We start from the raw sequence: 23,450 nt of genomic DNA, 5'->3' as shown, positions 1-23,450 counted from the left end.
GGGCCCCCTCCCCCGGCACTCCTCACCATGTCGCCGCAGGTCAGTGCGGGAAGCGGGGGTTCATGTCGTGTTCACCACGAAGTCGGTCGCCTCGACCGCGGTGTCGGGCACGACGGCGAACGCGCGCGTTGAACGCCCCGATCCCCCTCGCCCGGGAAAGGGACACAGTTCACACCGTCGTCGCCCGGAAGGAACACGGACACGACGAAGACCCGGGCCGGTGGGAGTGTGGCCGGCCCGGGTCCGGAAGGACGGTCCGGGGTGAACCCGTCCCTCTCATCCTCCAGGAGAGGTCTTGTGGGGGACGCGCGTGCATCGCCCCGATGTGGTTCCTCAGCCACCGCCCCGGGCGTGGGTCTTGCGCCCACGGCGGGAGACGGCGTCCAGGATGACCGCGATCAGCAGCACCGCGGCGGTGATCATGAACCGGACGGAGGTGTCCATCTGCAGCAGGAGCAGACCCGAGGTGATCGCGCCGAGGACCAGGCCGCCCAGCAGCGCCGAGTAGGCGTTGCCCCGGCCACCGAAGAGGCTGGTGCCACCGATGACGGCCGCGGCGATGGCCATCATCAGCTCCGCGCCACCACCGGTGGACACGCTCGCCGCGAAGTTGCGGGAGACGAGCATGATGCCTCCGATGGCCGCGAGCGTCGAGGCGATGCCGAACACCGTGATCCGGATGAGGTCGACCCTGATGCCGGCGCGCCGGGCCGCCTCGGAGTTACCGCCCACCGCGTAGACCATGCGCCCGTAGCGGGTCTTGCGCAGGACCAGGTCGAGGACGACCACGAAACCCACGAAGATCAGGAAGGCCAGCGGTACGCCCTTGTACTGGTTGAGGATCCACACGCCGCCCACCAGCGGCACGGCCAGCAGGGCGGCCCGGAAGAGCACCTCGGCGAGCGGCTTGTAGGGCAGGCGCGCCTGCCGACGACGACGCTCGGCCACCAGGACGGACACCAGGTAGGCGATCAACGCCACGATGACCAGGAACCAGCCCACGACCGGAACGAAGTAGGTCTGGGTCAGCATCGCGATGGGGCCGCTGGCGCTGGTGTTGATGCTGCCGTCGCTGCCCATGAGGTACAGGTGCAGTCCCTGCCAGCCCAACAGACCGGCGAGGGTGACGACGAAGGCGGGAACGCCCATCTTCGCGAAGACGAAGCCGTGGAGCAGACCGACCAGCAGGCCGATGCCCACCGCCACACCGATCGCGGTCCACTCCGAGACACCGTGACGGACCGCCAGGACCGCGAGGACACCGGCGGACAGACCCGAGACCGAGCCGATGGACAGGTCGATCTCGCCCAGCAACAGCACCATGATCACACCGGTGGTCATGAGACCCACCGCGGCGATCTGGACGGTCAGGTTCGACAGGTTCTGCGGGGACAGGAACCGATCGTTCATCGACTGGAAGACGACGCCGATCAGGATGAGGCCGACGATGACTGGGACGGGCCCGAGCTCGCCTCCTTTGAGGTTGCGCTTGACCGCGTCCCACCACCCGCTGGGCGAGGCGACCGTGGCCAGCAGGCGAGGGTCACGTCGGGCGGCGGTGTTCTCCTCACTCACCTCGACGCCTTCTGTTTCGTGAGTCTGCTGGCTCATTCCTTGTCCTTCGTGGCCGTGGCCGATGAGCCGGTGCGGGTGGAACGGCGGGACACCGGGTTGTCCGAGGCTCCCGTGATGGCGGCCACGATCTCCTCATAGGAGGTGTCCGCGATGGGGAAGTCCCCGGCGTTGCGCCCAAGGCGCAGGACCATGGCGCGGTCGGCGACCGCGCGGACGTCGGCCATGTTGTGGCTGATCAGGACCACGCCCAGGCCCTGGTCGCGCAACCGCTCGATGAGGTCGAGCACCTGCGCGGTCTGGGCCACGCCCAGGGCGGCGGTGGGCTCGTCCAGCATGACCACGCGGGGCCGGCCCAGGAGGGAACGGGCGATGGCGATGATCTGGCGCTGACCACCGGACAGGGCCGCGACGGGGACCCGCAGGCTCGGGATGCTCACCGACAGGGAGTCGAGGAGCTCCACCGCGCGGCGCTCCATCTCGACCTCGTCGAGGGTGCCGGGGAAGTGCAGTCGCTCGTTGCCCAGGAAGAGGTTCCCGACGATGTCGAGGTTGTCGCACAGGGCGAGGTCCTGGTAGATGGTGGCGATACCCAGGCGCTGGGCGTCGGCCGGGGTCCCGATGTTGACCGGCGAACCGTCCCAGGAGATGAGGCCGCCGTTGTCGGCGGGATGCGCGCCCGCGATGACCTTGACCAGTGTGGACTTGCCCGCGCCGTTGTCCCCGAGCAGGGCGACGACCTCTCCGGCACCGACTTGGAAGTCGACCTCGCTGAGGGCTCGTACGGCCCCGAAGGTCTTGGAGATCCCGGACAGTTCCAGGATGGGTGTGCTCATGCTTTTTCGTCTCTTCTCTCGTCCCGGCGGGGAGGGTTCGCCTCCCCGCCGGGCCGTCCCCCAAGGGTCCGGCCCCGACGGCACGGGCCGGGGCCGGCCCGGGTTACCCGGTCCTTAGAGGGCTTCCTTGCAGAAGTCGGTGTCCTCGTAGTCGGAGGTGCAGATCTCCTCGATGCTGTAGTAGCCGTCGGAGACGACCGTGTCGCCGATGTTCTCCTCGGTGACCGCGACGGGCTCCAGCAGGACCGACGGGACCGTCTCGCCGTTGGCGTCCTCGACGTCGGTGAGCGCGTGCTCGCCCGAATCCAGCTCCTCGCCGGTGGCCAGGGAGACGGCCATGGCGGCGGCGAGCTCGGCCTCGGGCTGAATGGCCTTGTAGACGGTCATGTACTGCTCACCGGAGATGATGCGCTGGATACCGTGCAGTTCGGCGTCCTGGCCGGTGACCGGGGGCAGGTCGTCCACGGAGACGCCTGCGCTGCGCAGCGCGGAGATGATGCCCGCCGCCATGCCGTCGTTGGCGGAGTACACGCCCACGATCTCGTCCAGCCCCAGGGAGGTGATGGCACCCTCCATCTGGCTGTTGGCCTCGTCCGGCGACCAGTCGGGGGTGTCGAACTCCTGACCGATCTCCACCTGGCCCTCGAAGATCTCGTGGGCACCGGCCTTGAAGTCGCCCGCGTTGGGGTCGCTGGGCGAGCCGTTGATCATGACGATGGAGCCGTCGCCCGCGGTGCCCTCCTGGTCCAGGGCTCCGAGCAGCGTCTCGGCCTGGACCTGCCCGACCCGGACGTTGTCGAAGGAGACGTACATGTCGACGCCGCCCTGGGCCAGTCGGTCGTAGGCCACGACCGGCACTCCCTGGGACTGGGCCTCGGTGACCGTGCCGGCGGCGGCCTCGGAGTCGACGGCACCCAGGACGAGCACGTCCACGCCGTCGGTCAGCATCGCCTGGGCCTGCGTCTGCTGTTCGTCGACGTCCTGGTCTGCGTTGGCGTAGGAGAACTCGCAGTTGGGACAGAGTTCTTCGAGCGCCTCCTCGAAGAAGGGCCGGTCGAAGGCCTCGTATCGGGCGGTCTGCAGTTCGGGCAGGAGGAGTCCGACGTGGAAGCCCTCTTCCAGGGTCTGTTCCTCCACCTCGGTCTCGGAACCGTCGGTGGTGAGCGAACCGCAGGCCGAGGTGAGCAGGGCCAGGGCGGCGCCGGCCGCGGTCAGCCCTAGGGCGACCGCGCGTCGGGGGTGGAGGCGTTGTGTGTTCACGACGCGTTACCTCTCAAGGATGCCTGTACGGGGTGGGGACTCGCGAGTGCTGTTGTGAAGTAGAACCCCGCGTAGGCCTTGTCGTCAACTAGTGAACACATAACCGATACGTCACGGCCATTAAGTTCATCACATGAAGGCAACATATGAGCAGGTCAAAGCCGCTTTAAGCGTATGTGATCATCTGTGAAAGCCGCTCGGGAACCCGGACGAAACGTTCAGTTCACGACGACGGGCACCCTTGGGTTCACGACAGGGAGTGAGAGGCCGTGATCAGGGCGCCACGAAGCGCCGCGTCGGTGCCCTGGGTACCGGCCACCACTCGAAGATCGGACAGCGCGCTGCCCAACGTGCCCAACTCCATCGCCCTGCGCATCGGATCGAGCAGGAGGTCGCCCGCCGCGGCCAATTCCCCGCCGACCACGACCATCTCCGGATTGAACAGGTTCGCGATGATCGCCGTGCCCTGCCCCAGGGCCGTTCCGGCCTCGGCGATCACCCTGCGACTGCCCGGATCGCCCTCCAACGCGGCGCTCACCACATCCGTGAGAACGGCCGTTCCAGGGCCCGTGCCACGGAAGGAGTCACGCGGCAACATGCGCATCAGGTAGTCGGTCCCGACGAAGGTCTCCAGGCAGCCGCGGTTGCCGCAACGGCACACCTGTCCCCGCTGGTCCAGGCCGATGTGGCCGATCTCGCCCGCGGTTCCGCCGGCTCCCCGGAAGAGCTGACCCGACATGACGATGCCCGCGCCGACCCCCACGTCGAGCACCAGTTGGATCACGTGGTCGACGCCCTGGGCCACACCCGAGGCACGCTCGGCCGTCACCGCGAGGTTGGCGTCGTTCTCCACCAGTACGGGCGAACCGAGCCGTTCCGACAGGGCCGGACCGGGCCGGAACCCGGCCCAACGGGGCACGCAGGAGATGTCCCCGACCATCCCGGTGCGCGGATCGATGGGCGCGGGCACCGAGGCCACGACCGACCCGACCCGACCCGGGTCGATCCGGGCGCGGAGCAGGATGGTCTCGGCCAACCATGCGGCCCGGCGCACCGCGCGCTCAGGGTCGGCCGGCACGTCGTACTCGATCTGTTCGCCGGCCAGGGGGTTGCCGTCGCTGTCCCCCACCGCGACGGAGATCCGGTCGACCGTGAAGGCGAGGGCGACCACCGTTCCCGGTGGGCGCAGCAGCGTGACGGCACGCGCGCGTCGACCGTTCGAGGAGGTGTTGCGTACCGAGACCGCTCCCGCCGAGCGCAGTCCGCGCACGATGTTGGAGACGCTCGCCGCGGACAACCCGGTGGCACGTGCCAGTTCGGCCTGGGTCCGGGTCCCGTCACGTCGCAGTACCTCGACCACACGCCGCTCGTTGGCCTGACGCAGCGCTGACTGCGACCCGGGGGTCGTGTCGGCCTCGGTCACCGCATACCCCTTTGTGGTCGACTGTGCTCGGCACTGGTGCTCGATGGAATGTTACAAGCCTTAAAGGCGGGCGGGGACGCCTGGTCGCCCACAGGCACGGGAGTTCGGGATCGAAATGATGGTTCGGGTGGAAACGGGTGAGACGGACTGGGCCGCGCGGGTGACGCGGAGGGTCCTGGCGGTGCCACGACAGGGGCGTCGGGTACGCGTGGTGTCGGTGGAGGGACACTCGGGTTCGGGAAAGAGCACGGTGGCCGAGCGGGTACGGCGCGAGCTGGCCGAGAGCGGCGAACCGGTGGCGACGCTGACGATGGAGGACCTCTACCCGGGTTGGGAGGGACTCGAACGGGCACCCGAACTGCTGCGCACCTGGGTGTTGGAGCCCCTCGCCGAAGGCCGGCCGCCCGCGTGGCGGCGCTACGACTGGGAGCTCGGTGCCTTCGAGGATCGGTGGCGGTCCCTGCCCGAGGAGCTCGCCGGCGGCGGGACCTTGCTGGTGGAGGGGTGCGGATCCGGGGCGAGCGCCGTGCACGAATCGATCGACGTCCTGGTGTGGGTGGCCGCCCCCGACCACCTGCGCCGGGCCCGGCTGGACTCGCGTGAGGACGCCGACCTGTACGCGCCCTTCCGTGCGGTGTGGGCCCGCCAGGAGGAGGCCCTGTATCGCCGCGACCATCCGCGCGAACGCGCCGACCTGGTGGTCGACAACCCCTGACCCGCGCGACCGGATCGGCCACCGTGTCCGGATCAACGCGGCGTGGGGGTCCCCGAACAGATCCGTCGCGCCCGTGCCAGGTCCTGGTCCATCATCCGCAGGCCGCGCTCGTAGCGCCGTCGCGCGGACGACTTCTGATTCTCCAGGTTCTGGTCCTGGGAGTGGGAGCGGAACTCCATCGCTCCCCAGACCGCAAGCAACAGCACGAACGCCACGCACGCCAGGGCCCCGAGGCCCATGACGGCACCCACGTTCGCGACGGCCCCCGAGACACACGAGACCAGGGAGAACAACAGCGCCAACGAGGTGAGCCACAGCATGCCCCAACGAGCCGCCTTGCGGCCGTCCTCCTTCGGGGACGCGGACCGGTGCGCGGCGAGTCCGCTCTCCCAGCGGTGACGTTCGGCGGCCAGGGCCGCCACGGTGCTCGCGGATCCGTGGACCGCCGCGCCCACCCCGGCGCGCTCCGCGCCCGTGCTCGCCGCCACCCGGGACCAGAGGATTCCGAACCACTCCCGGGCCCAGGGGCTCGGCCCGGGATCCGGTGCGGCCAGCGCCGTGGGGTGCAACAGGAAGACCAGGGTCAGCGCGGGATCGACCTGGGAGCGAAGGCTCCCCCAACCGGTGAGGTTCTCGGTGAGTTCGCGAAGGATGCTCGTACCCGCCCGTTCCGCCCTGGCCAACTCCTCGGCCAGCGAACGCAGCCGGTCGGAGTCCTCTCCTTCGTGCCGTGCCATGATCCGCAGCACCTCGGGGCGGGCGAGCAGGAGGAGTTCGTTGTCGACCGGGTCGCCGGTGGCCAGGGGTCGGGGGTCGTGGAAGAGCCCGGACAACCCGGCGACGGACGCGTCGTGATCGCGGAACCGGGGCGGCAGCGCCGGGTTCGCCTCCGCGATGAAGGTGGCCAGGGCGAGGTTGACGTCGCGCATCTCCCGGCGGAACAGGGCGCGGTCGACCTTGGTGTCGCCCAGGTCCCGCATCACCCAGAAGCCCAGGGTCTCGAACTCCCCACGATCGGCGAAGATCCGCAGCGCGTCGGGCCAGTGCCGTTGGAAGGCGGCGGCCAGGTCCTCCACGTTCGTGAAGCGGTCGCCGGCGAAGTGGTACGGGGCCACGTGCGCACCGGATTCGTGGGCGACGGGCGGGGCAGGGGCGTCCTTCGGCGATTCCTGCGCCGGAGTGCTCCGGCCTGGAGAGGTGTCCTCCACCAGGTGCCGCAGCAGGGTCCGCGCGTCGGGCCGGTCGCCGGGTCTCTTGGCCAGGCAGGCCAGGATGGTCTCCAACAGCGGCCCGGACAGGTCGCCGGTGTCGGGCTCCCCTCCCAGGACCCGGGCGATGCGGGCGGCCTGGCTGGGCCCGGGGAACGCGTCCTTGCCGGTGGCGGCGAACACCATCACCGCGGCCCAGGAGAACACGTCCACCGAGGTACCGATGCGCGTGCCCTCCAACTGTTCGGGGGCCATGTACCCGACCGTCCCGACGATGCCGCTGGAGGTCACCGACGTGGCCTCGATGGCACGGGCGATACCGAAGTCGATCACCCGAGGGCCGTCCGGCCCCAGCATGATGTTGTCCGGTTTCAGGTCCCGGTGCACCACACCCGCGGAGTGGATCGCCGCGAGCGCCTTCGCCGTGGACACCGCCAAGCGGTGCATGTCGGTACCGGTGCGGGGGCCGTCCTCGAAGACCGCCCGTTGCAGGGTGGGACCGTCGATGTACTCGGTGGCGATCCAGGGGCGGTCCGCGTCGGGGGCGGCGTCGAGTATCTCGGCGACGTAGGAACCGCCGACGCTGCGCGCCTGCTCCACCTCCGCGGCGAAGCGCCGCCGCATGTCCTGGTCACCGGACCAGGTCGCGTGCAGCAGTTTGACCGCCGCGCGGGTCCCGTCCTCCGCCTCGCCGAGGAAGACCTCTCCGAATCCGCCTCTGCCCAGCCGTCTGACCAGCCGGTATCGGCCGACCGTATGTCCGGGGTCGACCTTCTCCGTGGCCTCGCTCACGAAGCAGCCTCTCTTGGGTCGTGCGTTACGGTACGTGTGGCCGACACGATCGGGTCAGCCCGAGGTGATCTGCCGGGCGCGTTCCAGGTCGGAGCGGATTCGGCCCACCCCGGTGGTCAGCTGGGGCAGCTGCTGACGCGAGTGCTGGAGTTCCATGACCCGTTGGGCCCGGCGGGCGACGCCACCGCACATCACCCGGTTGGTGAGGCTCACGCCGATGGCGCCCACCAGGGCCAGCGCACCGAGTCCGGTCAGGAAGTCGGAGAACCATCCCTCGTTGATCCAACCGAGCAGGTAACCGACCGGCAGGGCCACGATCCCGTACTTGCACGCCTGGACGGCCCTGTCCATCCGGTGTTGGAACGTCACCTTCTCCTCGAGTGCCTCATTGGTCCCGGAGACCTCCGAGTAGCGGCCCTCCCAGTAGCGGCGCTGACGTGCCAACGCGTGGACGGTGGGCATGGCGGCGTGGACGGCGGCGGCGTACCCGGCCGAATCGGGGAGCTCGGCGCCGATCACGGACCGCCACAGGATGTCCACCCAGTCCGCCACCGCGCTGTCGCGACCGTCACCGGGCGGGGTCATCTGATCGGGGTTGAGCATGAAGGCCATGACCAGCGCCGGGTTCACGGTGACCCTGGTCGAGCGCCAGCCGTCGAGGTCCTGGGCCAGACGGGCGCACAGTGAGTTGCCGGCGCGTTCGGCCCGGTCCAGGTTCTCGGCCAGGTGATGGTGGGCCCCGGGTTCGGGGCTCTGGTGCGCGCCGAGGATCCGCAGCAGCTCGGGGCGGGCCAGCAGGACCATCTCGTTGGCCTGCGGGGCGCCGGTGAGCAGGGGACGCGGATCGGCGAACAGGGACCGTAGGTCGCTCATGGCGGCGGCGCGCCCGCGAAAGACCGGCGGCAGGTCGGGGCGCAGCTGGGAGACGAAGGAGGCCACGGCCAGGTTGGCGTCGCCCACCTGTCGGCGGAACAGGGACCGGTCGACCGTGGTGTCGCCCAGGTCGTCCATGATCCAGGCGCCCAGGACGGAGCGTTCGGCGGGGTCGTTGAAGACCCGGACCGCGGCGGCCCAGTCTCGCTGCATGGCCTCGGCCAGGGTGCCCGCGTCCTGGAAGCGGGCACCGGCGAAGTGGTACGGCGGGGCGAAGCCCGAGGGCGTCGGTGTGGCCGGGGCCCGGAAGGGGGCGACCGAGTTCCGGGAAGGGGCGATCGCTCCCTGAGCGTGCGCGGCGGAGACGGCCGAACCCGCCGGGTGGGCGCCCGCCGTGCCGGCGGTTCCCGCACCCGCGACCCGGGTGGGGTCGACTCGGGCCACCCTGGTGGGATCGACCGGTGCGATGCCGGTGGGCGGATGTTGGGCCACACGGGTCCGGTCCACGCCGACGCGGGTCATCGCGTCCGGCGTGGGCGTGACCGTGGTGGTGTCCGGTCCCTCGACCGGTGCCGGGGGTACCGATCGGAGACCGGTGGGCGGGGTCGCCTCCGACGGTCCGGCGATCAGCCGCTGCAACAACGCGGGGGCGTCCGGGCGGGCGTCGGCGTCCTTGTTCAGGCATGCGGCGAGGACGTCCACGAGGGGAGGCTCCACTCCGCCCAGATCCGGTGCTCCGCCGAGGATGCGCGCGATGCGGGAGGCCTGGGTGGGTGCCGGGAACGCCTCCCGGCCGGTGGCGGCGAACACCATCACCGCGGCCCAGGAGAACACGTCGACGGCGGCGGTCAGGCGGGCTCCCTCCAACTGTTCGGGCGCCATGTAGCCGATGGTGCCGACCACACCGCTGGCGGTCACCGAGGTGGCCTCCACCGCCCGGGCGATACCGAAGTCGATCACCCGTGGGCCGTCCGCCGCGAGCATGATGTTGTCGGGCTTGAGGTCGCGGTGCACCACACCCGCGGAGTGGATCGCCGCGAGCGCCGTCGCCGTGGACACCGCCAACCGGTGCAGTTCGCTGCCCGAGCGCGGGCCCTCGTCCTGCACGGAGTCCTGCAGCGTCGGCCCGTCGATGAACTCGGAGGCGATCCAGGGCTGTTGGGCCTCCAGGTCGGCGTCGAGGATCCGCGCCACGCAGAACTCGCTCACCCGGCGCGCCTGCTCCACCTCCGCGGCGAAGCGCCGCCGCATGTCCTGGTCACCGGCCCAACCGACGTGCAACAGCTTGACCGCCGCACGAGAGCCGTCCTCGGCCTCACCGAGGAACACCTCACCGAATCCACCGCGCCCCAGGGACCTCAGCAGCCGGTAACCACCGATCACGCGTTCGTGCGCGTCCTGGTTCCGGGGGTCGTCCACAGCCTGCCCCGTCTCTTGCTCGTCGTGTCTCCCACAGGCCCCGCGGGGCCGCCCCCCGCCAGGGTGTCACAAGGGTGGGACCGTCCATGCCCCGACCGGGTTCCCCTCGGGACCGGAATCGATGTCGGGACGTTACCGTCGCCCGGCGTGGTCGCCGCGCAGGACCCGTTCCACCAGGTCCTCCCTGAGGGTGCCGTAGCCGGTGGCCGACCACACGCTCTCCTTCGCCGGCACCTCGAAGTAGGGGATCTCCGACCCGTCGTGGTGGTCGGGCAGCACCGTGGGACGGACGCGCCCGCGCACGGCGCGGGCGCACTCTGCGCACAGGGGCACCCGGATCGTACGGGAACCGCCGAATTCACGCCACTGGGTGGGCTTGGTCCCGGTTCCGTGCAGAGGGTTGGCGTAGCACGGTCGGCGCGGGGTTCGCCGGCCCGCCAGGGCGTCCTCGGCCAGGTCCAGCAGGACGAGCACCCCCACCGCGTCGGGCAGGGTGGGGCCTTCGGCGACCATGCGGTCGTGGACCCGGGCCGCGGCGTCACGGGCGTCCAGGGCCCGGGACAGGTTCTGTGGATCGATCAGGTCGGCGGCCTGGAGCCGCTCCCCCAATTCGATGAGGTCGTGTGCGCCGCTCTGGACGACGGTTTCCAGACGGGCACGGTCGGCGTTGTCGAACGCGGCGTGCTGGGCGATGGGCGCGGAACGTCGACCGCCTCGTCGGGCGGGTGCGGCCGATCGCCGCCGTGCGCGGACGAGGAACAGACAGAGTCCGACCCCGACCGCCCCCATCAGGACGACCGCCCCCAGGTTCAGGAGCGCGGGGTCCATTGCCGGTGCGGGGCCGGAGGGGCCGCCCGTGCCGCTCTTCTCGTGGTAGGCGTCCATCGCGGTCTCGTAGGCGGCCTCGGGGTCATCCGACAGGGCCGCCTCGACCGCGACCTCCACCTCGGTGGGGATGAGGCTCTGGCCGCCCATCGTCTCGTAACTCGCGGTGAGCGCCCCGTGGAAGGCGGGCTTGCTCCAGTCGTCGGAGGCGGTACCCAGGTCATGGCCGTCCAGGTCGCCCGAACCGTTGTGGATCAGATAGTGGCCCTCGCCCCCTCCCATGCGGTCGTGCACGGCCGAGGCCAGGGCCTCGCTCTCACCGTTCCAGGTGTCGCCCCCTGTGAGCGGGACGACGATGACGTACAGGTCGAGGTCGCTCTCCGTGATCCGTTCGGCGACGCGTTCGCGCGCTTCGGTGGAGAAGGCGTCCTGGTAGGCGGGGTCGACGTGGACCGGCGACTCCGTCAGGCTCTCGGCGATGGCCTGCGCGGGGGTCGCCCGGCTCTGGTCGGTCCCCTCGGTGGTGTCGGCCAGGGCCGAGGGCGCGAAGGCCTGGGACACGGCCAGTGCCAAGACGGGAACCGAGGTCCGCAACACCGACCACGGTTTCCCGAGCAGGGTGCGCGGTTCAGTGGACACGGTTCACCCCGAGTAGTTCTGTGATCATCCGGTCGGGCTCCTTCGCACCGAACGAGTACCGGATCCAGGGGTTCTTCGACGCCTTCCGGTAAGAGTGCGCCGAGCTCGCGGTACGCAGCTTCAGCAGCTTGGCGTCGCGTTCGTTCTCCTTGAGCCTCCCGCAGTTCTCGCACAGGTAGGACTTCCCACCGGTGACGCGGGTGTGGTGACGCTTCCCGGAGAACGGGTGCAGCGGGTTGACGGCGCAAGGTTCGGTGGCCGCCTCCGGTTCCTCGGCGGCGGCCACGACCCGACGGGCCAGCACCACGACGCCCAACAGGTCCAGTGCCTCCAGGTCCCGATCGACGAGCATCAGCACGGCCTCCGCCTGCGGCATGTACCGAGCCGGAACGCCCTCCGGGCCGCGGTCGAGCAGCCTGCGCACCCGGCCCGCCTCCTTGTCGGCCAGGCGGCGCAGCCGAGCGGAGCCCATGACGGTCACCAGGCCACCGTTGCGGTAGTGCCCCCACAGGAAGAAGACCAGGTAGGTCGGACCGATCGCCAGGGCCGCGAGCATCGGACCCAGGAACAGTGATCCGGGGAGGAAGCCCTCGCCGCCCCAGAAACGCTCACCACGGGGCTCGGGCAGGTTCGGTTCGTCGTCGGCGAAGAGCGGCGTGAACCCGTCACCGGGCGCGAACTCCAGCTCCGCCAGATCCGCTACGGCCCGCTCCACGGTCGCCGCCGGGGTCGGTTCCTCGTTACGGCTCATCGGCGACCACAGGGCGAAGGAGTCGATCTCCAGGCCGCTCGGCGCGGCCCCCACGTCGGGGTCGTCGATCCCGGGACCGACGACCAGGTAGACACCGTCCCGGCGGGCCACCGAGGCCAGCGCGGCGGCCAGGACCTCGGCATCGCCCCCGGCCTCGTCGTCGGTGGCCAAGGGCACCACGGCCACGTAGACGGGCACGGAGGTCTCGTCGAGCGCCTCACGGGCCTCGACCAGTCCCTCCCGGGACAGCGACGACAACGGATCGACGTACAGGGGGTCCTCGGTCAGCGCCGCGGCCAGGCGCTCGGCCCGACCGGGATCGGCCACGTAGGGGGCCTCGAGGCGCACCAGATCCTCGGGATCGGCGACCTCCGACCCACCGACGGGAGCGCTCATCGTGTACGCGTAGCCGCCCGCCACCGTCGATCCGGCGGCGACCGGCGCCACCACGAGGGCGACCACGGGGAGCACCCGCCGACCACGTCGCGCCCATCGCCAGGCGACCCATCCCCCGATGATCACCAAGGCCGTACCCGTGGTCCCCACCAGCAGGCCGAGGTTGGCCGGGCCGTTGAAGCCGTTCGGATCGATCTCGCCGAGGAACCCCTCGGGCCGCCGGTCCCGATCGACCACCGGCGGTTCCTCACCGGCCAACCCGGCCGCCAGAACCGGTGCCACCTCCCCCACCGGGGCGGTGTACAGCTCGGCGTCTCGTACCGCGTCACGGGCACCGTCCACCGACAGTTCCACCCCGTACACCTGGAGCTCGGTGTGCAGACCCTTGGGAGGCAGGAGTACGTACACACCGTCGGCGCCGAGCCGGTCGCGCACGGCCGGCATGATCTCGTCCATGCCGCCGGGCGTACCGGCACCGACGAACGGGGAGACCACCACGTGGTAGGGCACCCCGAGGGGTTCGAAGGCCGCGTGCAGCTCCTCGGCCAGTTCCTCGTGCGGAGTCACCCCGCCCACCGCGTCGTCCACCACCACTGCCGCGCCCTCGGGCTGCTCGGAGAGCAGCTCGGTGTAGTGCTCCGCCGCGGTGGGCGGGTCCTCGTACGCCTCGGCGGAATCGGGTCCGGGTTCGGCCACCGCGGCGGGCGACGACGCGAACAGCACGAACAGCGCCACCGCCAGCAGGGCCGGGATCCGGGGAACACGTAAGGGGGACCGAAGGGCCCGTGGGGATGCAGGCATGCGCCGATATTAACCCGCACCCCCACAATCGATACGATCCCTCCTGGTCAGCGCCGGCGGTCGCCTCGAAGGACCCGCTCGACGAGGTCGTCCCGCAACGTCCCGTAACCGGTGGCCGCCCACACGCTCTCCTCGGCGGGCACCTCGTAGTAGGGCACCTCCCGCCCCCGGTACCGGGCGGCCAGCACCGTGGGGCGGACCCGATCCCGGACCGCCTTGGCGCACACGGCGCACAAGGGCACCCGTATGTCCGCGGACCCACCGAACTCACGCCAACGCGTCACCTTGACGTCGGTTCCGTGCAGCGGATTCGCGTAACAGTGCGAACGCATGCGCGCCGAGCCCCGTTTCTGGGCGGGGAGCACGGCTCGGGCCATGTGGTCCTCCGCCATGTCCAACAGCACGAGCACGCCGGCGATGTCCTCCATCGCCCCCTCGTCGGGAAGACCGTCGAAGACGTTGCGTGCCGCCGCGTGCGCGTCCAGAGCCCGGCCCAGCGCCTCGGTCGCACCGGAGTCGTCGGGCCGGGTCCGGGCCGAACCCACGCGTTCGCCCAGCTCCACGAGTTCGCGTTCCGCCTTGCGCACCAGCTCGCCCCGACGGGCCAGTTCGGCGTTGTCGAAGGCGGCGTGTTGGGGCACGGTGGGCACGGCGCGGGGCCTGCGCCACCGGTACACCCCGAACCCGAGCCCGACCAGGGCGAGTACGGCCACGATCCAGGGCAGGATCGTGACCAACGTGTACCCCCACGGACCAAGGGAGTAGATCCAGTCGGACGGTCCCCTCTCCTGGGACTCCACGGCCTCGTCATAGATCGCCTTGGGGTCGTCGGAAAGCGCGATCTCCACCGCCCGTTCCATCTTGTCCACGGCCGGGGAGTCGTACTCGAATTCGTAGGAGACGGTGAGAGCGGAGTAGAAGGCCCGCGAACCGGACTCGTCGTTTCCCGCGCCGAGGTCGTGCCCCGAGATGCTCCTGCCGTCCATCACCAGGTAGTGCGCCTCGCCGCCGATCCGGTCGTGCACCGCCGCGACCATCTGGTCGGCCTGACCGGACCAGTCACCGCCCTCGATCAACGGCACGGCCAGCACCCGGAGCGGCACATCGGAACCTTCGATCTGTTCCTCCAGCGCGCCCGCCCGTTCCTCGGGCAGGGCGGAGGAGAAGGAGGGATCGACGTGGATCGGGGACTCCTCCAGTTCGGCAACGATCCGTTCGGTCGGGCTCACCGTCTCCGTCTCGGTGTCGGCCGTGGCGGTCCCGGGGATGGCGGCCGCGAAGAACACGGCCGAGAGCGCGGCGGCGACCGCGACCGGACGAGTCCTCACCGTTCGGTGGTCAGTGGACATCGGACTCCTTCAGCAGGTCTTCCATGTTGAGCCGGTACTTGGTCCCGTAACCACCGCGGTTCCACTCCCGGTCCGGTTCCAGGTAGCAGACGCGGTCGCCGCCCGGTCCGGCGACCCGGAGGGTGCGGACGCGCCGCTGGGCTTCCGTCAGGGCCGAACAGGACCGACAGAGGGGCTGTGGCAGCACCACGTGCCGCTTCCCTTGCTTTCCGCGTACGGCCCCTTGCCGGATGGAGATCCCGTGCAGGGGGTTGACCGCGCACACGGGTTCGTCGGCCCGTGCCGCGACCTCCGGGTCCGGGTCGAGGCGAAGGACGGCCCGGTCGGCCAGCACGGTGACCCCGACGAGGTCGAGTTCGTCCGGGTGTGCGGCCAGGACCGTCAGGGCCATGTCGGACTCCCGTAGGGCCTTGCTCCGTCCGGGGTGGTCGGCCGGGGCCGCCTGAAGCGCCTTGGCCATGCGGCGGACCGCGCGGTCCGCGCGCGGGCGCAGGGCTCGGCCGGGCACCGCCCTCATGCGGCCCGCGAGCCCGCTCGCGCCCCACCCCACGGCGAGGATCACCCCGGCGACGATCGGTCCGGTCGGGAACAGCGACTTGAAGAAGTCACCGGAGAAGAACTCGGACAGGCGCGAGGGTTCCGGGGCCGGGTTCGCCCGGTACTCCACCGAGTAGGGCACCTCCGAGGCCTGGCCAGGCGCCGGCACCACCTCCTCCACCACCACGTCCAACAGGCCGTCCAGGGCCTCGGCGGCGGTGGGGCCGTCGAGGTAACCGGTGACCCCCTCCAGGTGCGCCCAGTCGCGCTCGCCGTCCGCGTAGTCCACGCCGAAGCGGGCCGTTTCCACCCGGGTCGAGACCCCGGTCTCACCGAACACGACCACGTAGAACCCGTCCTCGTCCATGACGTGGTGCAGGGCGTGGACGAAGATCTCCCCGTCGCCGCCCGACTCGTCGTGCGGGTTCATCGGCATCACCGCGACGTGGACGGGAACGTTCTCGGGGAGTCCTCGCTCGACGATCCGATCCAGTCCCTCGGTGTCCACCTCCGCCTGCGGGTCCACGTAGAGGGGGTCCTCGCGCAGCGCCTCGGCGACACGTTCCAGACGAACGGTGTCCACCACGTAGGGTGCCGTCTCCGGCGGCACGGGGGCCACCTTCTCCACGTCCTTGGGCAGGGTCCCCCGGTCGAGGTGGACCAGGGACGCGGCCACGACCACGACGCCGGTGGCGGTGGCCAGGGCCATGCCCACCATCAGGGCCCGGTCACCACCGGGCCTACCTGGATGGCCCGCCTCGGCGGCCCGTCGACGACGGCCCGAGCGCACGATCCCGAACGCCAGGACCAGGGTGAGGGTCGCCCCCACCGTGAGGGCGGTGGCCTCACCGAGTCGTTTCGGCCCGTCGTGGGTCTCCATACGCAGCGGGCGCAGGTGCGACTCCGCCCACCAATAGAGCGGCCCGAGTCGCTGCCAGGGCGAACTCCACCTTTCCTCGAACCTCTCATCGAGGTCGGGGGCGACCAGGGTCCGCGCGAAGAGTTCGGCACTGGCGTCGATGGGCAGGTAGGTGACGAGGTGGTCCTCTCCCAGGAGCACCCTGTTGGCCCTCTCCACGGGCAGACCCACCTCCCTGGACACCGCGGTCACCTCGGCCGACCCGGGTCGCAGGTAGACGTACAGGCCGGGTCGACCGACCCGGTCCTGTACAGCGGCCAGGAAGTCCATGGGCATGGTGGAGTGTCCGGGCAGGGCTCCGGCCACGACGTAGTACGGAACCCCCAGCGGGGCGAAAGCCTCGTGCAGGTCCGTCTCCAACTCGTCCAGGTCGTAGAGACCGGCGATCGAGTCGTCGACGATGACGGCCTCGCCCTCGGGTTCCTCGGTCAGCAGTCCCGCGTAGTACTCGGCGGGCCCTACGCGGTCCTCGAGGGATCCTTCGGAATCGGCTCGGGCCGAGGAGGCCCCCAGCAGCACGAGGATCGCCAGCAGTGGTGCCGAGAAGTACCACGACGCGCGACGGGACGCGCTGGGGCGGTGGGGATACATCCGGTCATCCTGTCTCGGCTCGCCGCCGGGGTATTCGGGACGTGGGGAATGCGGGGCACCGGGGGCAAGGGGCGATCAGGGTCGCGCCGTGAGTGGAACCGGCACGAAGTGAGCATATCCGGACGTCGTCGACCTGCCGAAACGCGGATGTCCCTTTCCGGAGGAATCCACCCCTTGGATCCCTCCGACCGAAAGGAGCCGGCCGAAGGCACGAAAAGGGCCGCCACCGTCGTGTGGACGGTGGCGGCCCGGTGAACCGCGCGTCGTGCCTGTGGGCACGGAGCGGAGCTCGGTGGGACTACTTCGCGATCAGCTGGCGCAGCACGAACTGCAGGATGCCGCCGTTGCGGTAGTAGTCGGCCTCACCCGGGGTGTCGATCCGCACCACGGCGTCGAACTCGACGCCGGTTTCGGTGGTGACCTTCACCGTGGCGGGGACACGGCCCTCGTTGAGCTCGGTCACGCCGGTGATGGAGAAGGTCTCCTCGCCGGTCAGACCGAGGGAGGTGGTGGACTCGCCCTCCGGGAACTGCAGCGGGAGGACTCCCATGCCGATCAGGTTGGAACGGTGGATGCGCTCGTAGGACTCGGTGATGACCGCGCGCACGCCCAGCAGGCTGGTGCCCTTGGCCGCCCAGTCACGCGAGGAACCGGAGCCGTACTCCTTGCCGCCCAGGACGACCAGCGGGGTGCCCTGCTTCGCGTAGTTCTGCGCGGCGTCGTAGATGAACGACACCGGGCCGTCCGGCCGGGTGAAGTCACGGGTGTAGCCGCCCTCGGTGCCCGGCGCGATCTGGTTGCGCAGGCGGATGTTGGCGAACGTACCGCGGATCATCACCTCGTGGTTGCCGCGACGCGAACCGTAGGAGTTGAAGTCGCGACGCTCCACACCGTTGGCCTTGAGGTACTCGGCCGCCGGGGTGCCCGGCTTGATGGCGCCGGCCGGCGAGATGTGGTCGGTGGTGACCGAGTCGCCCAGCTTGGCCAGGACCCGCGCACCGGAGATGTCGCTGACCGGCTCGGGGTTCTCGCCCATACCGTCGAAGTACGGAGGCTTCCGAACGTAGGTCGAGTCGCCCTCCCACTCGAAGATGTTGCCGGTCGGGGTGGGCAGCGCGCGCCAGCGGTCGTCACCGGCGAACACGTCCGCGTACGCCGACTCGTACATGTCGGAGGCGATCGCGGAGTCCATGACCTCCTGGATCTCCTCGGCGGTCGGCCAGATGTCGGCCAGGTAGACCGGCTCGCCGTTCTTGTCCGTGCCCAGGGACTCGGTGGTGATGTCGATGTCCATCGACCCGGCCAGCGCGTAGGCGACCACCAGCGGCGGCGAGGCCAGGTAGTTCATCTTCACGTCCGGGTTGATCCGGCCCTCGAAGTTACGGTTGCCGGACAGGACCGCGGAGACCGCGAGGTCGTTGTCCTGGACCGCCTTGGAGATCTCCTCGGGCAGCGGACCCGAGTTGCCGATGCAGGTGGTGCAGCCGTAGCCGACCAGGTTGAAGCCCAGCTTGTCCAGGTACGGGGTCAGGCCGGAGCGCTCGTAGTAGTCGGTGACGACCTTGGAGCCCGGAGCCATGGAGGTCTTGACCCACGGCTTGCGGGACAGGCCCTTCTCCACCGCCTTCTTGGCCAGCAGGGCGGCGCCGAGCATGACCGAGGGGTTGGAGGTGTTGGTGCAGGAGGTGATCGCCGCGATCACGACGGCGCCGTGGTCGACCTCGGTCTTGGTGCCGTCGGCCAGGGTGACCTGGATCGGGCGGTGCGGACGGTCACCGTTGGCGACCTGGGCCGGGGAGTCGGAGGCCGGGAAGGACTCCTCACCCGCCTGGTCGGACTCGTCGGAGACGTAGTCGCTGATGTCGTGGCGCCAGGTCCGCTTGGCGGCGGACAGCGCGATGCGGTCCTGCGGACGCTTGGGGCCGGCGATGGAGGGGACGACCTCGGCGAGGTCGAGCTCCAGGTACTCGGAGAACTCCGGCTCCTGGGCCGGGTCGTGCCAGAAGCCGTTGGCCTTGGCGTAGGACTCGGTCAGGGCGACCTGGTCCTCGGAGCGGCCGGTCAGGCGCATGTAACGGATGGTCTCGTCGTCGATCGGGAAGATCGCGGCGGTGGAACCGAACTCCGGGCTCATGTTGCCGATGGTGGCGCGGTTGGCCAGCGGCACGGACGCGACGCCCTCGCCGTAGAACTCGACGAACTTGCCGACCACACCGTGCTCACGGAGCTTCTCGGTGATGGTGAGCACCAGGTCGGTCGCGGTGGTGCCGGGCTGGAGCTCGCCGTTCAGCTTGAAGCCGACCACGCGCGGGATGAGCATGGAGATCGGCTGACCGAGCATGGCGGCCTCGGCCTCGATGCCACCGACGCCCCAGCCCAGGATGCCCAGGCCGTTCTGCATGGTGGTGTGCGAGTCGGTGCCGACACAGGTGTCGGGGTAGGCCTGGCCCCCACGGGACATGGTCACGCGCGCCAGGTGCTCGATGTTGGCCTGGTGCACGATGCCGGTGCCGGGCGGGACGACCTTGAACTCGTCGAAGGCGGTCTGGCCCCAGCGCAGGAACTTGTAACGCTCGTAGTTGCGCTCGTACTCGATCTCGACGTTGCGCTCGAAGGCGTCGGGACGACCGAAGAGGTCGACCACGACGGAGTGGTCGATCACCAGCTCGGCGGGGGCGAGCGGGTTGATCTTGTCCGGGTCGCCGCCCAGGTCGCGGACGGCCTCGCGCATGGTGGCGAGGTCGACGACACAGGGGACGCCGGTGAAGTCCTGCATGATCACCCGCGCGGGGGTGAACTGGATCTCCTGGTCGGGCTGCGCCTTGGGGTCCCAGTTACCCAGGGCCCTGATGTGCTCGGCGGTGACGTTCTTGCCGTCCTCGGTGCGCAGGAGGTTCTCCAGCAACACCTTCAGGCTGTAGGGAAGTCGGCCGGCACCTTCGACGGTGTCCAGCCGGAAGATCTCGTACGACTCGTCGCCGACGCGCAACGTGTCACGGGCACCGAAGCTGTTCGCGGACACGGTGTATGCCTCCTGATCTCGCCACTTTGTCCCCAGCATCCTGCCCCATGGGAAGGACGCGGGACCTACTGAGGCCGCCCTGACCGAATTCCCGGAGAGCGGTGGACACAGTCCGGTGCCCCGCCACCCCTGGAATTCCTCAGGGCCGCTTTGACCTGTGACGACGCCACATCGTCACCGGCGGTGCGGCCCCTCGGCCGCGGACGCCCCCTCGTTCGGAGCGCGACGTCGAAAAGCGGTCGACCTCACACGCCCGAACCGGGAGCGGGTCGGGGGGAGCCCCGCTATATCTTGATGTCAAGGTATCTAACTTGTATCTCGATATCAAGTTATCGGGTGCTCCCCCCGGCCCTCCCGGGCGCCCCCGACGAACGAACGCCTAATCCAGCCGCGGCGCCACCGCCGAGGCCACCAACTCCAGGTGGTCCAGGTCGGTCATGTCCAGGACCTGCAGATAGATCCTTTCGGCACCCACGGCACCGAACCGACCGATCTTGTCCACCACCTCCTCCGGGGTGCCGGCCAGACCGTTACGACGCAGCTCGTCGGGCTCGCGCCCGATGACGGCGGCCCGCTCGACCACCTCCGCGTCGTCACGCCCCACGCACAGCACCTGGGCCGCCGAATAGACCATGGGCGCACCGCGCCCGGAGGCCCGGACCGCCTCGGTCGTGCGGTCGAAGGCCGCCTCGGTCTCCTCCAACGAGGCGAACGGGACGTTGTACTCGTCGGCGAACTTGGCCGCCAGACGCGGGGTCCGCTTGAGCCCGGTGCCACCGATGACCACCGGTGGACGCGGACCCTGCTGCGGTTTGGGCAGCGCCGGCCCCTCCGCCAAACGGTAGTGCCTGCCCTCGTACCGGAAGGTCTCCCCCACCGGGGTCGTCCACAACCCCGTGATGATGTCCAACTGTTCCTCGTAGCGGTCGAAGCGCTCACGGGCCGCCGCGGGAAAGGGGATGCCATAGGCGGCGTGCTCCTGCTCGAACCACCCCGCACCGAAGCCGAACTCGATCCGACCACCGCTCATGCGGTCGACCTGGGCGACGGAGATGGCGAGGGGGCCGGGGTGTCGGAAGGTCGCCGCGGTCATGAGGGTGCCAAGGCGGATACGGGAGGTGTCGCGGGCCAGACCGGCCAGGGTGATCCAGGCGTCGGTCGGGCCGGGGAGCCCGTTCACGTGGTCGCCCATGTGGAGATAGTGATCGGACCGGAACAGTGCGTCGAACCCCAGGTCCTCGGCGGCCCTGGCGACGGCGAGCTGGTCCTCGTAGGTGGCCCCCTGTTGGGGCTCAAGGAAGATCCTCAGACGCATACGCCCCAGTTTCTCCCACCCCCGCCACCGATACCGCACCCGCCGCGCGGGTACCGTCGAAAAGACGTGGTCAGGCCACCGGGATCCACCGGAACCGGATCCATCAGAACCGTTCCCTCTCCCCATCGCGATAGCCCTTGACGTGAAGTTCCTCCGCCGTGCCCGACAGCGCGCCCCCGAATACGGACCCGACAGCCCCGACCCGGTGCTGTTGTCCGCCGTGGCCGCAGGGGAGACCGACGCCCTGGAGATCCTGCACCGAAGACACGCCCCGTGGCTGCGTCTTCGTCTGCGCTACCGCTGTTCGGACACCGACCAGCTCGACGCCGCACTCCAGGAGACCTTCCTGGCCGTGTGGCGCAACGCCGGTTCCTTCCGCCCACGCCCCGGCGACACCGACGCCGGAGCGTGGCTGTGGACCATCGCGATCCGGCAGCTCATCTCGCAGCTGCGCAAACGCGCCAACCGCTGGATCGCCGAGACCGAACCCGAACCGTACGAGACCATCGGCGACGCCTCCGCCGAGGACACCGTGCTCCTCAACATCGAGCACGGCCCTTTGGGCGCCGCCCTGCACGAACTCTCCCCCGAGCTGCGTTCGGCCATCCAGGCCACCGTGCTCGACGGCCTCACCGTCCGCGAGGCCGCGGAGATCCTCCGCATACCCGAGGGAACCGTCAAGACACGGGTCATGCGCGCCAAGGCGCGGCTACGGGAGGCACTGACCACATGAGCTGGCACTTGTCCCACGACCAACTCCACCGCTACGCGACCCACACCGCCGACGACGTCACCGCCATGTCGGTGGAGGCACACCTGACGTACTGCGCCCGCTGCCGCGACCGACTGCCCACCGACGAGACCTGGTTGGAACGCAGCTGGGCGAACCTGCGCGACGTCGTGGACCGGCCTCGCCCGTCCCCTCTCGAACGCCTGCTGGGCGCGCTGGGGCTGCGCGAGGGCACCGCCAAACTGCTGGCGGCCACACCGACCCTGTACCGGGCCTGGCTGGTGGCCACGGTGATCGTGCTGGCCGCCACTTTGGTCCTGGCCCACGAGATCCCGCGCGGCACCATGCTGTTCTCCTTCACCGTTCCGGTGGTCCCGCTGGTCGGTGTCGCCCTCGCCTACGGCCACGGGGTGGACCCCGCGCACAGCCTGGCCTCGGTCACTCCCTGGGCCGGCCCCCGCCTGCTGCTCCTGCGCACCTGCGCGGTGCTGGTACCGGCGTTGACCCTGTGCACGGTGGCGTCCTTGCTGATGCCCACGGTCGCCACCGCGTACGAGGCGGTGTTCTGGTTGCTGCCCGCCCTGGCCATGGTCGCCGCCTGTCTGGCTCTGGGCCGCTGGCTGCACCTGAGCATGGCCGGCGCGGTCGTCGGCGGAGGCTGGCTACTGCTCATGGCCATGTTCGCGATCCTGGAGGGCACCGACCCGTTCCAGCTGTTCTCGCCCCTGGCGCAGGCCGGTTGGGCGACCGCCCTGGCCCTGCTCGCCGCCGTCGTCGCGCTACGGATGAGGACCGCATGACCACGACGGCCGTTCCGACCGGCCTCGCCGACGGGGTCCGCGCCCGTGGCCTGGTCCGCACCTACGGCACCCGAAGGGCCCTGGACGGGGTCGATCTCGACCTTGGCCCCGGGGTGACCGGACTGCTCGGCCGCAACGGCGCGGGCAAGACCACCCTCTTACGCTGCCTGGCCACCGACCTGGAGGCCACCCTCGGGGAACTGAGCGTCCTGGGGCTGGACCCGGAACGTTCGGGCGAACGCACCGAGATCCGCCGACGGCTCGGCTACCTGCCGCAGAACCCGTCGTTCTACCCGCACTTCACCGCTTTCGGGCTGCTCGACTACATGGCGGTCCTGAAGGAGCAGGGCGGGCGCCGAGACCGCCACGAGGAGGTCCGGCGCGCGCTGCGCAGGGTGGACCTGTACGACCGCAGGCACACCCGGATCCGGCGGCTGTCCGGCGGAATGCGGCAGCGGTTGGGGCTGGCCGCCGCCCTGCTCGGCGACCCCCGACTGCTCCTGCTCGACGAACCCACCATCGGGCTCGACCCCGAACAGCGCATCCGCTTCCGCGACCTGGTCTCCGAGCTCGCGGTCCACAGCACGGTGCTGCTGTCCACCCACCAGATCGAGGACGTTGCGGCGCTGTGCCGTCGGGTGCTGGTCCTGGACCAGGGGCGGGTGATCTTCGACGGG

General features: G+C 70.2%; 16 protein-coding genes. 4 read left to right on the top strand and 12 right to left on the bottom strand.

What is annotated here, in order from left to right:
* Window positions 1-333 precede the first annotated feature (333 nt).
* From K8V84_RS17395 to K8V84_RS17380, 4 genes are all read right to left on the bottom strand, one after another.
* A complete protein-coding gene (locus K8V84_RS17395; protein WP_304076173.1) occupies window positions 334-1,611 on the bottom strand; it encodes a sugar ABC transporter permease in 1,278 nt (425 codons plus the stop codon).
* The gene (locus tag K8V84_RS17390; protein ID WP_304076171.1) at window positions 1,608-2,408 is read right to left on the bottom strand and encodes an ATP-binding cassette domain-containing protein; all 801 of its coding nucleotides are present in this window, start codon (window positions 2,406-2,408) and stop codon (window positions 1,608-1,610) included. The genes K8V84_RS17395 and K8V84_RS17390 overlap by 4 nt, the downstream gene beginning before the upstream one ends.
* 114 nt (window positions 2,409-2,522) lie before the next feature.
* Window positions 2,523-3,668, bottom strand: a complete 1,146-nt coding sequence (locus tag K8V84_RS17385) for a sugar ABC transporter substrate-binding protein (protein WP_304076169.1) — start codon at window positions 3,666-3,668, stop codon at window positions 2,523-2,525.
* A 247-nt stretch (window positions 3,669-3,915) separates the two neighbouring features.
* The gene (locus K8V84_RS17380; protein ID WP_304076167.1) at window positions 3,916-5,091 is read right to left on the bottom strand and encodes an ROK family transcriptional regulator; all 1,176 of its coding nucleotides are present in this window, start codon (window positions 5,089-5,091) and stop codon (window positions 3,916-3,918) included.
* A gap of 160 nt (window positions 5,092-5,251) precedes the next feature.
* Here K8V84_RS17380 and K8V84_RS17375 point away from each other — a divergent pair, with 160 nt between their 5' ends.
* The gene (locus K8V84_RS17375) at window positions 5,252-5,806 is read left to right on the top strand and encodes a uridine kinase (protein WP_304076175.1); all 555 of its coding nucleotides are present in this window, start codon (window positions 5,252-5,254) and stop codon (window positions 5,804-5,806) included.
* Window positions 5,807-5,838: 32 nt separating this feature from the next.
* Here K8V84_RS17375 and K8V84_RS17370 read toward each other — a convergent pair whose 3' ends face one another.
* The 8 genes from K8V84_RS17370 to K8V84_RS17335 all read right to left on the bottom strand — a co-directional run bounded on the left by K8V84_RS17370 (window position 5,839) and on the right by K8V84_RS17335 (window position 21,243).
* Window positions 5,839-7,806: a serine/threonine-protein kinase gene (locus K8V84_RS17370; RefSeq protein WP_304076165.1), complete on the bottom strand. Its 1,968-nt coding sequence runs from the start codon at window positions 7,804-7,806 to the stop codon at window positions 5,839-5,841.
* Window positions 7,807-7,860: 54 nt separating this feature from the next.
* Complete coding sequence (locus tag K8V84_RS17365; protein WP_304076163.1) at window positions 7,861-10,098, bottom strand: serine/threonine-protein kinase; 2,238 nt, start codon at window positions 10,096-10,098, stop codon at window positions 7,861-7,863.
* 132 nt (window positions 10,099-10,230) lie between these two features.
* Window positions 10,231-11,562, bottom strand: a complete 1,332-nt coding sequence (locus K8V84_RS17360; RefSeq protein WP_304076162.1) for a hypothetical protein — start codon at window positions 11,560-11,562, stop codon at window positions 10,231-10,233.
* Window positions 11,552-13,510, bottom strand: a complete 1,959-nt coding sequence (locus K8V84_RS17355) for a hypothetical protein (protein ID WP_304076160.1) — start codon at window positions 13,508-13,510, stop codon at window positions 11,552-11,554. Before K8V84_RS17355 ends, K8V84_RS17360 begins: the two co-directional genes overlap by 11 nt.
* A 47-nt stretch (window positions 13,511-13,557) precedes the next feature.
* Window positions 13,558-14,859: a hypothetical protein gene (locus K8V84_RS17350; protein WP_304076158.1), complete on the bottom strand. Its 1,302-nt coding sequence runs from the start codon at window positions 14,857-14,859 to the stop codon at window positions 13,558-13,560.
* Entirely contained in the window at window positions 14,849-16,906 is a 2,058-nt protein-coding gene (locus tag K8V84_RS17345; RefSeq protein ID WP_304076157.1) for a hypothetical protein, read from the bottom strand. The genes K8V84_RS17350 and K8V84_RS17345 overlap by 11 nt, the downstream gene beginning before the upstream one ends.
* 298 nt (window positions 16,907-17,204) lie before the next feature.
* The gene (gene acnA, locus K8V84_RS17340) at window positions 17,205-19,928 is read right to left on the bottom strand and encodes an aconitate hydratase AcnA (RefSeq protein WP_304076156.1); all 2,724 of its coding nucleotides are present in this window, start codon (window positions 19,926-19,928) and stop codon (window positions 17,205-17,207) included.
* Window positions 19,929-20,307: 379 nt separating this feature from the next.
* Window positions 20,308-21,243, bottom strand: a complete 936-nt coding sequence (locus tag K8V84_RS17335; RefSeq protein ID WP_304076154.1) for an LLM class F420-dependent oxidoreductase — start codon at window positions 21,241-21,243, stop codon at window positions 20,308-20,310.
* A gap of 142 nt (window positions 21,244-21,385) precedes the next feature.
* Here K8V84_RS17335 and K8V84_RS17330 point away from each other — a divergent pair, with 142 nt between their 5' ends.
* From K8V84_RS17330 to K8V84_RS17320, 3 genes are all read left to right on the top strand, one after another.
* Complete coding sequence (locus tag K8V84_RS17330) at window positions 21,386-21,976, top strand: RNA polymerase sigma factor (protein WP_067599881.1); 591 nt, start codon at window positions 21,386-21,388, stop codon at window positions 21,974-21,976.
* Window positions 21,973-22,773 carry a zf-HC2 domain-containing protein gene (locus K8V84_RS17325; RefSeq protein ID WP_304076151.1) on the top strand — a complete coding sequence of 267 codons (801 nt, stop codon included), beginning with the start codon at window positions 21,973-21,975 and terminating at the stop codon, window positions 22,771-22,773. The genes K8V84_RS17330 and K8V84_RS17325 overlap by 4 nt, the downstream gene beginning before the upstream one ends.
* The coding region (locus K8V84_RS17320; RefSeq protein ID WP_304076149.1) for an ATP-binding cassette domain-containing protein at window positions 22,770-23,450 on the top strand (681 nt) is incomplete at its 3' end. The genes K8V84_RS17325 and K8V84_RS17320, both read left to right, overlap by 4 nt.

This window comes from Nocardiopsis listeri, from assembly GCF_020741345.1.
In the GTDB taxonomy this organism is placed as follows: domain Bacteria; phylum Actinomycetota; class Actinomycetes; order Streptosporangiales; family Streptosporangiaceae; genus Nocardiopsis; species Nocardiopsis listeri_A.
Note: the sequence above shows the minus strand (reverse complement) of the source record. Positions and strands in the feature narration are given on the sequence as shown.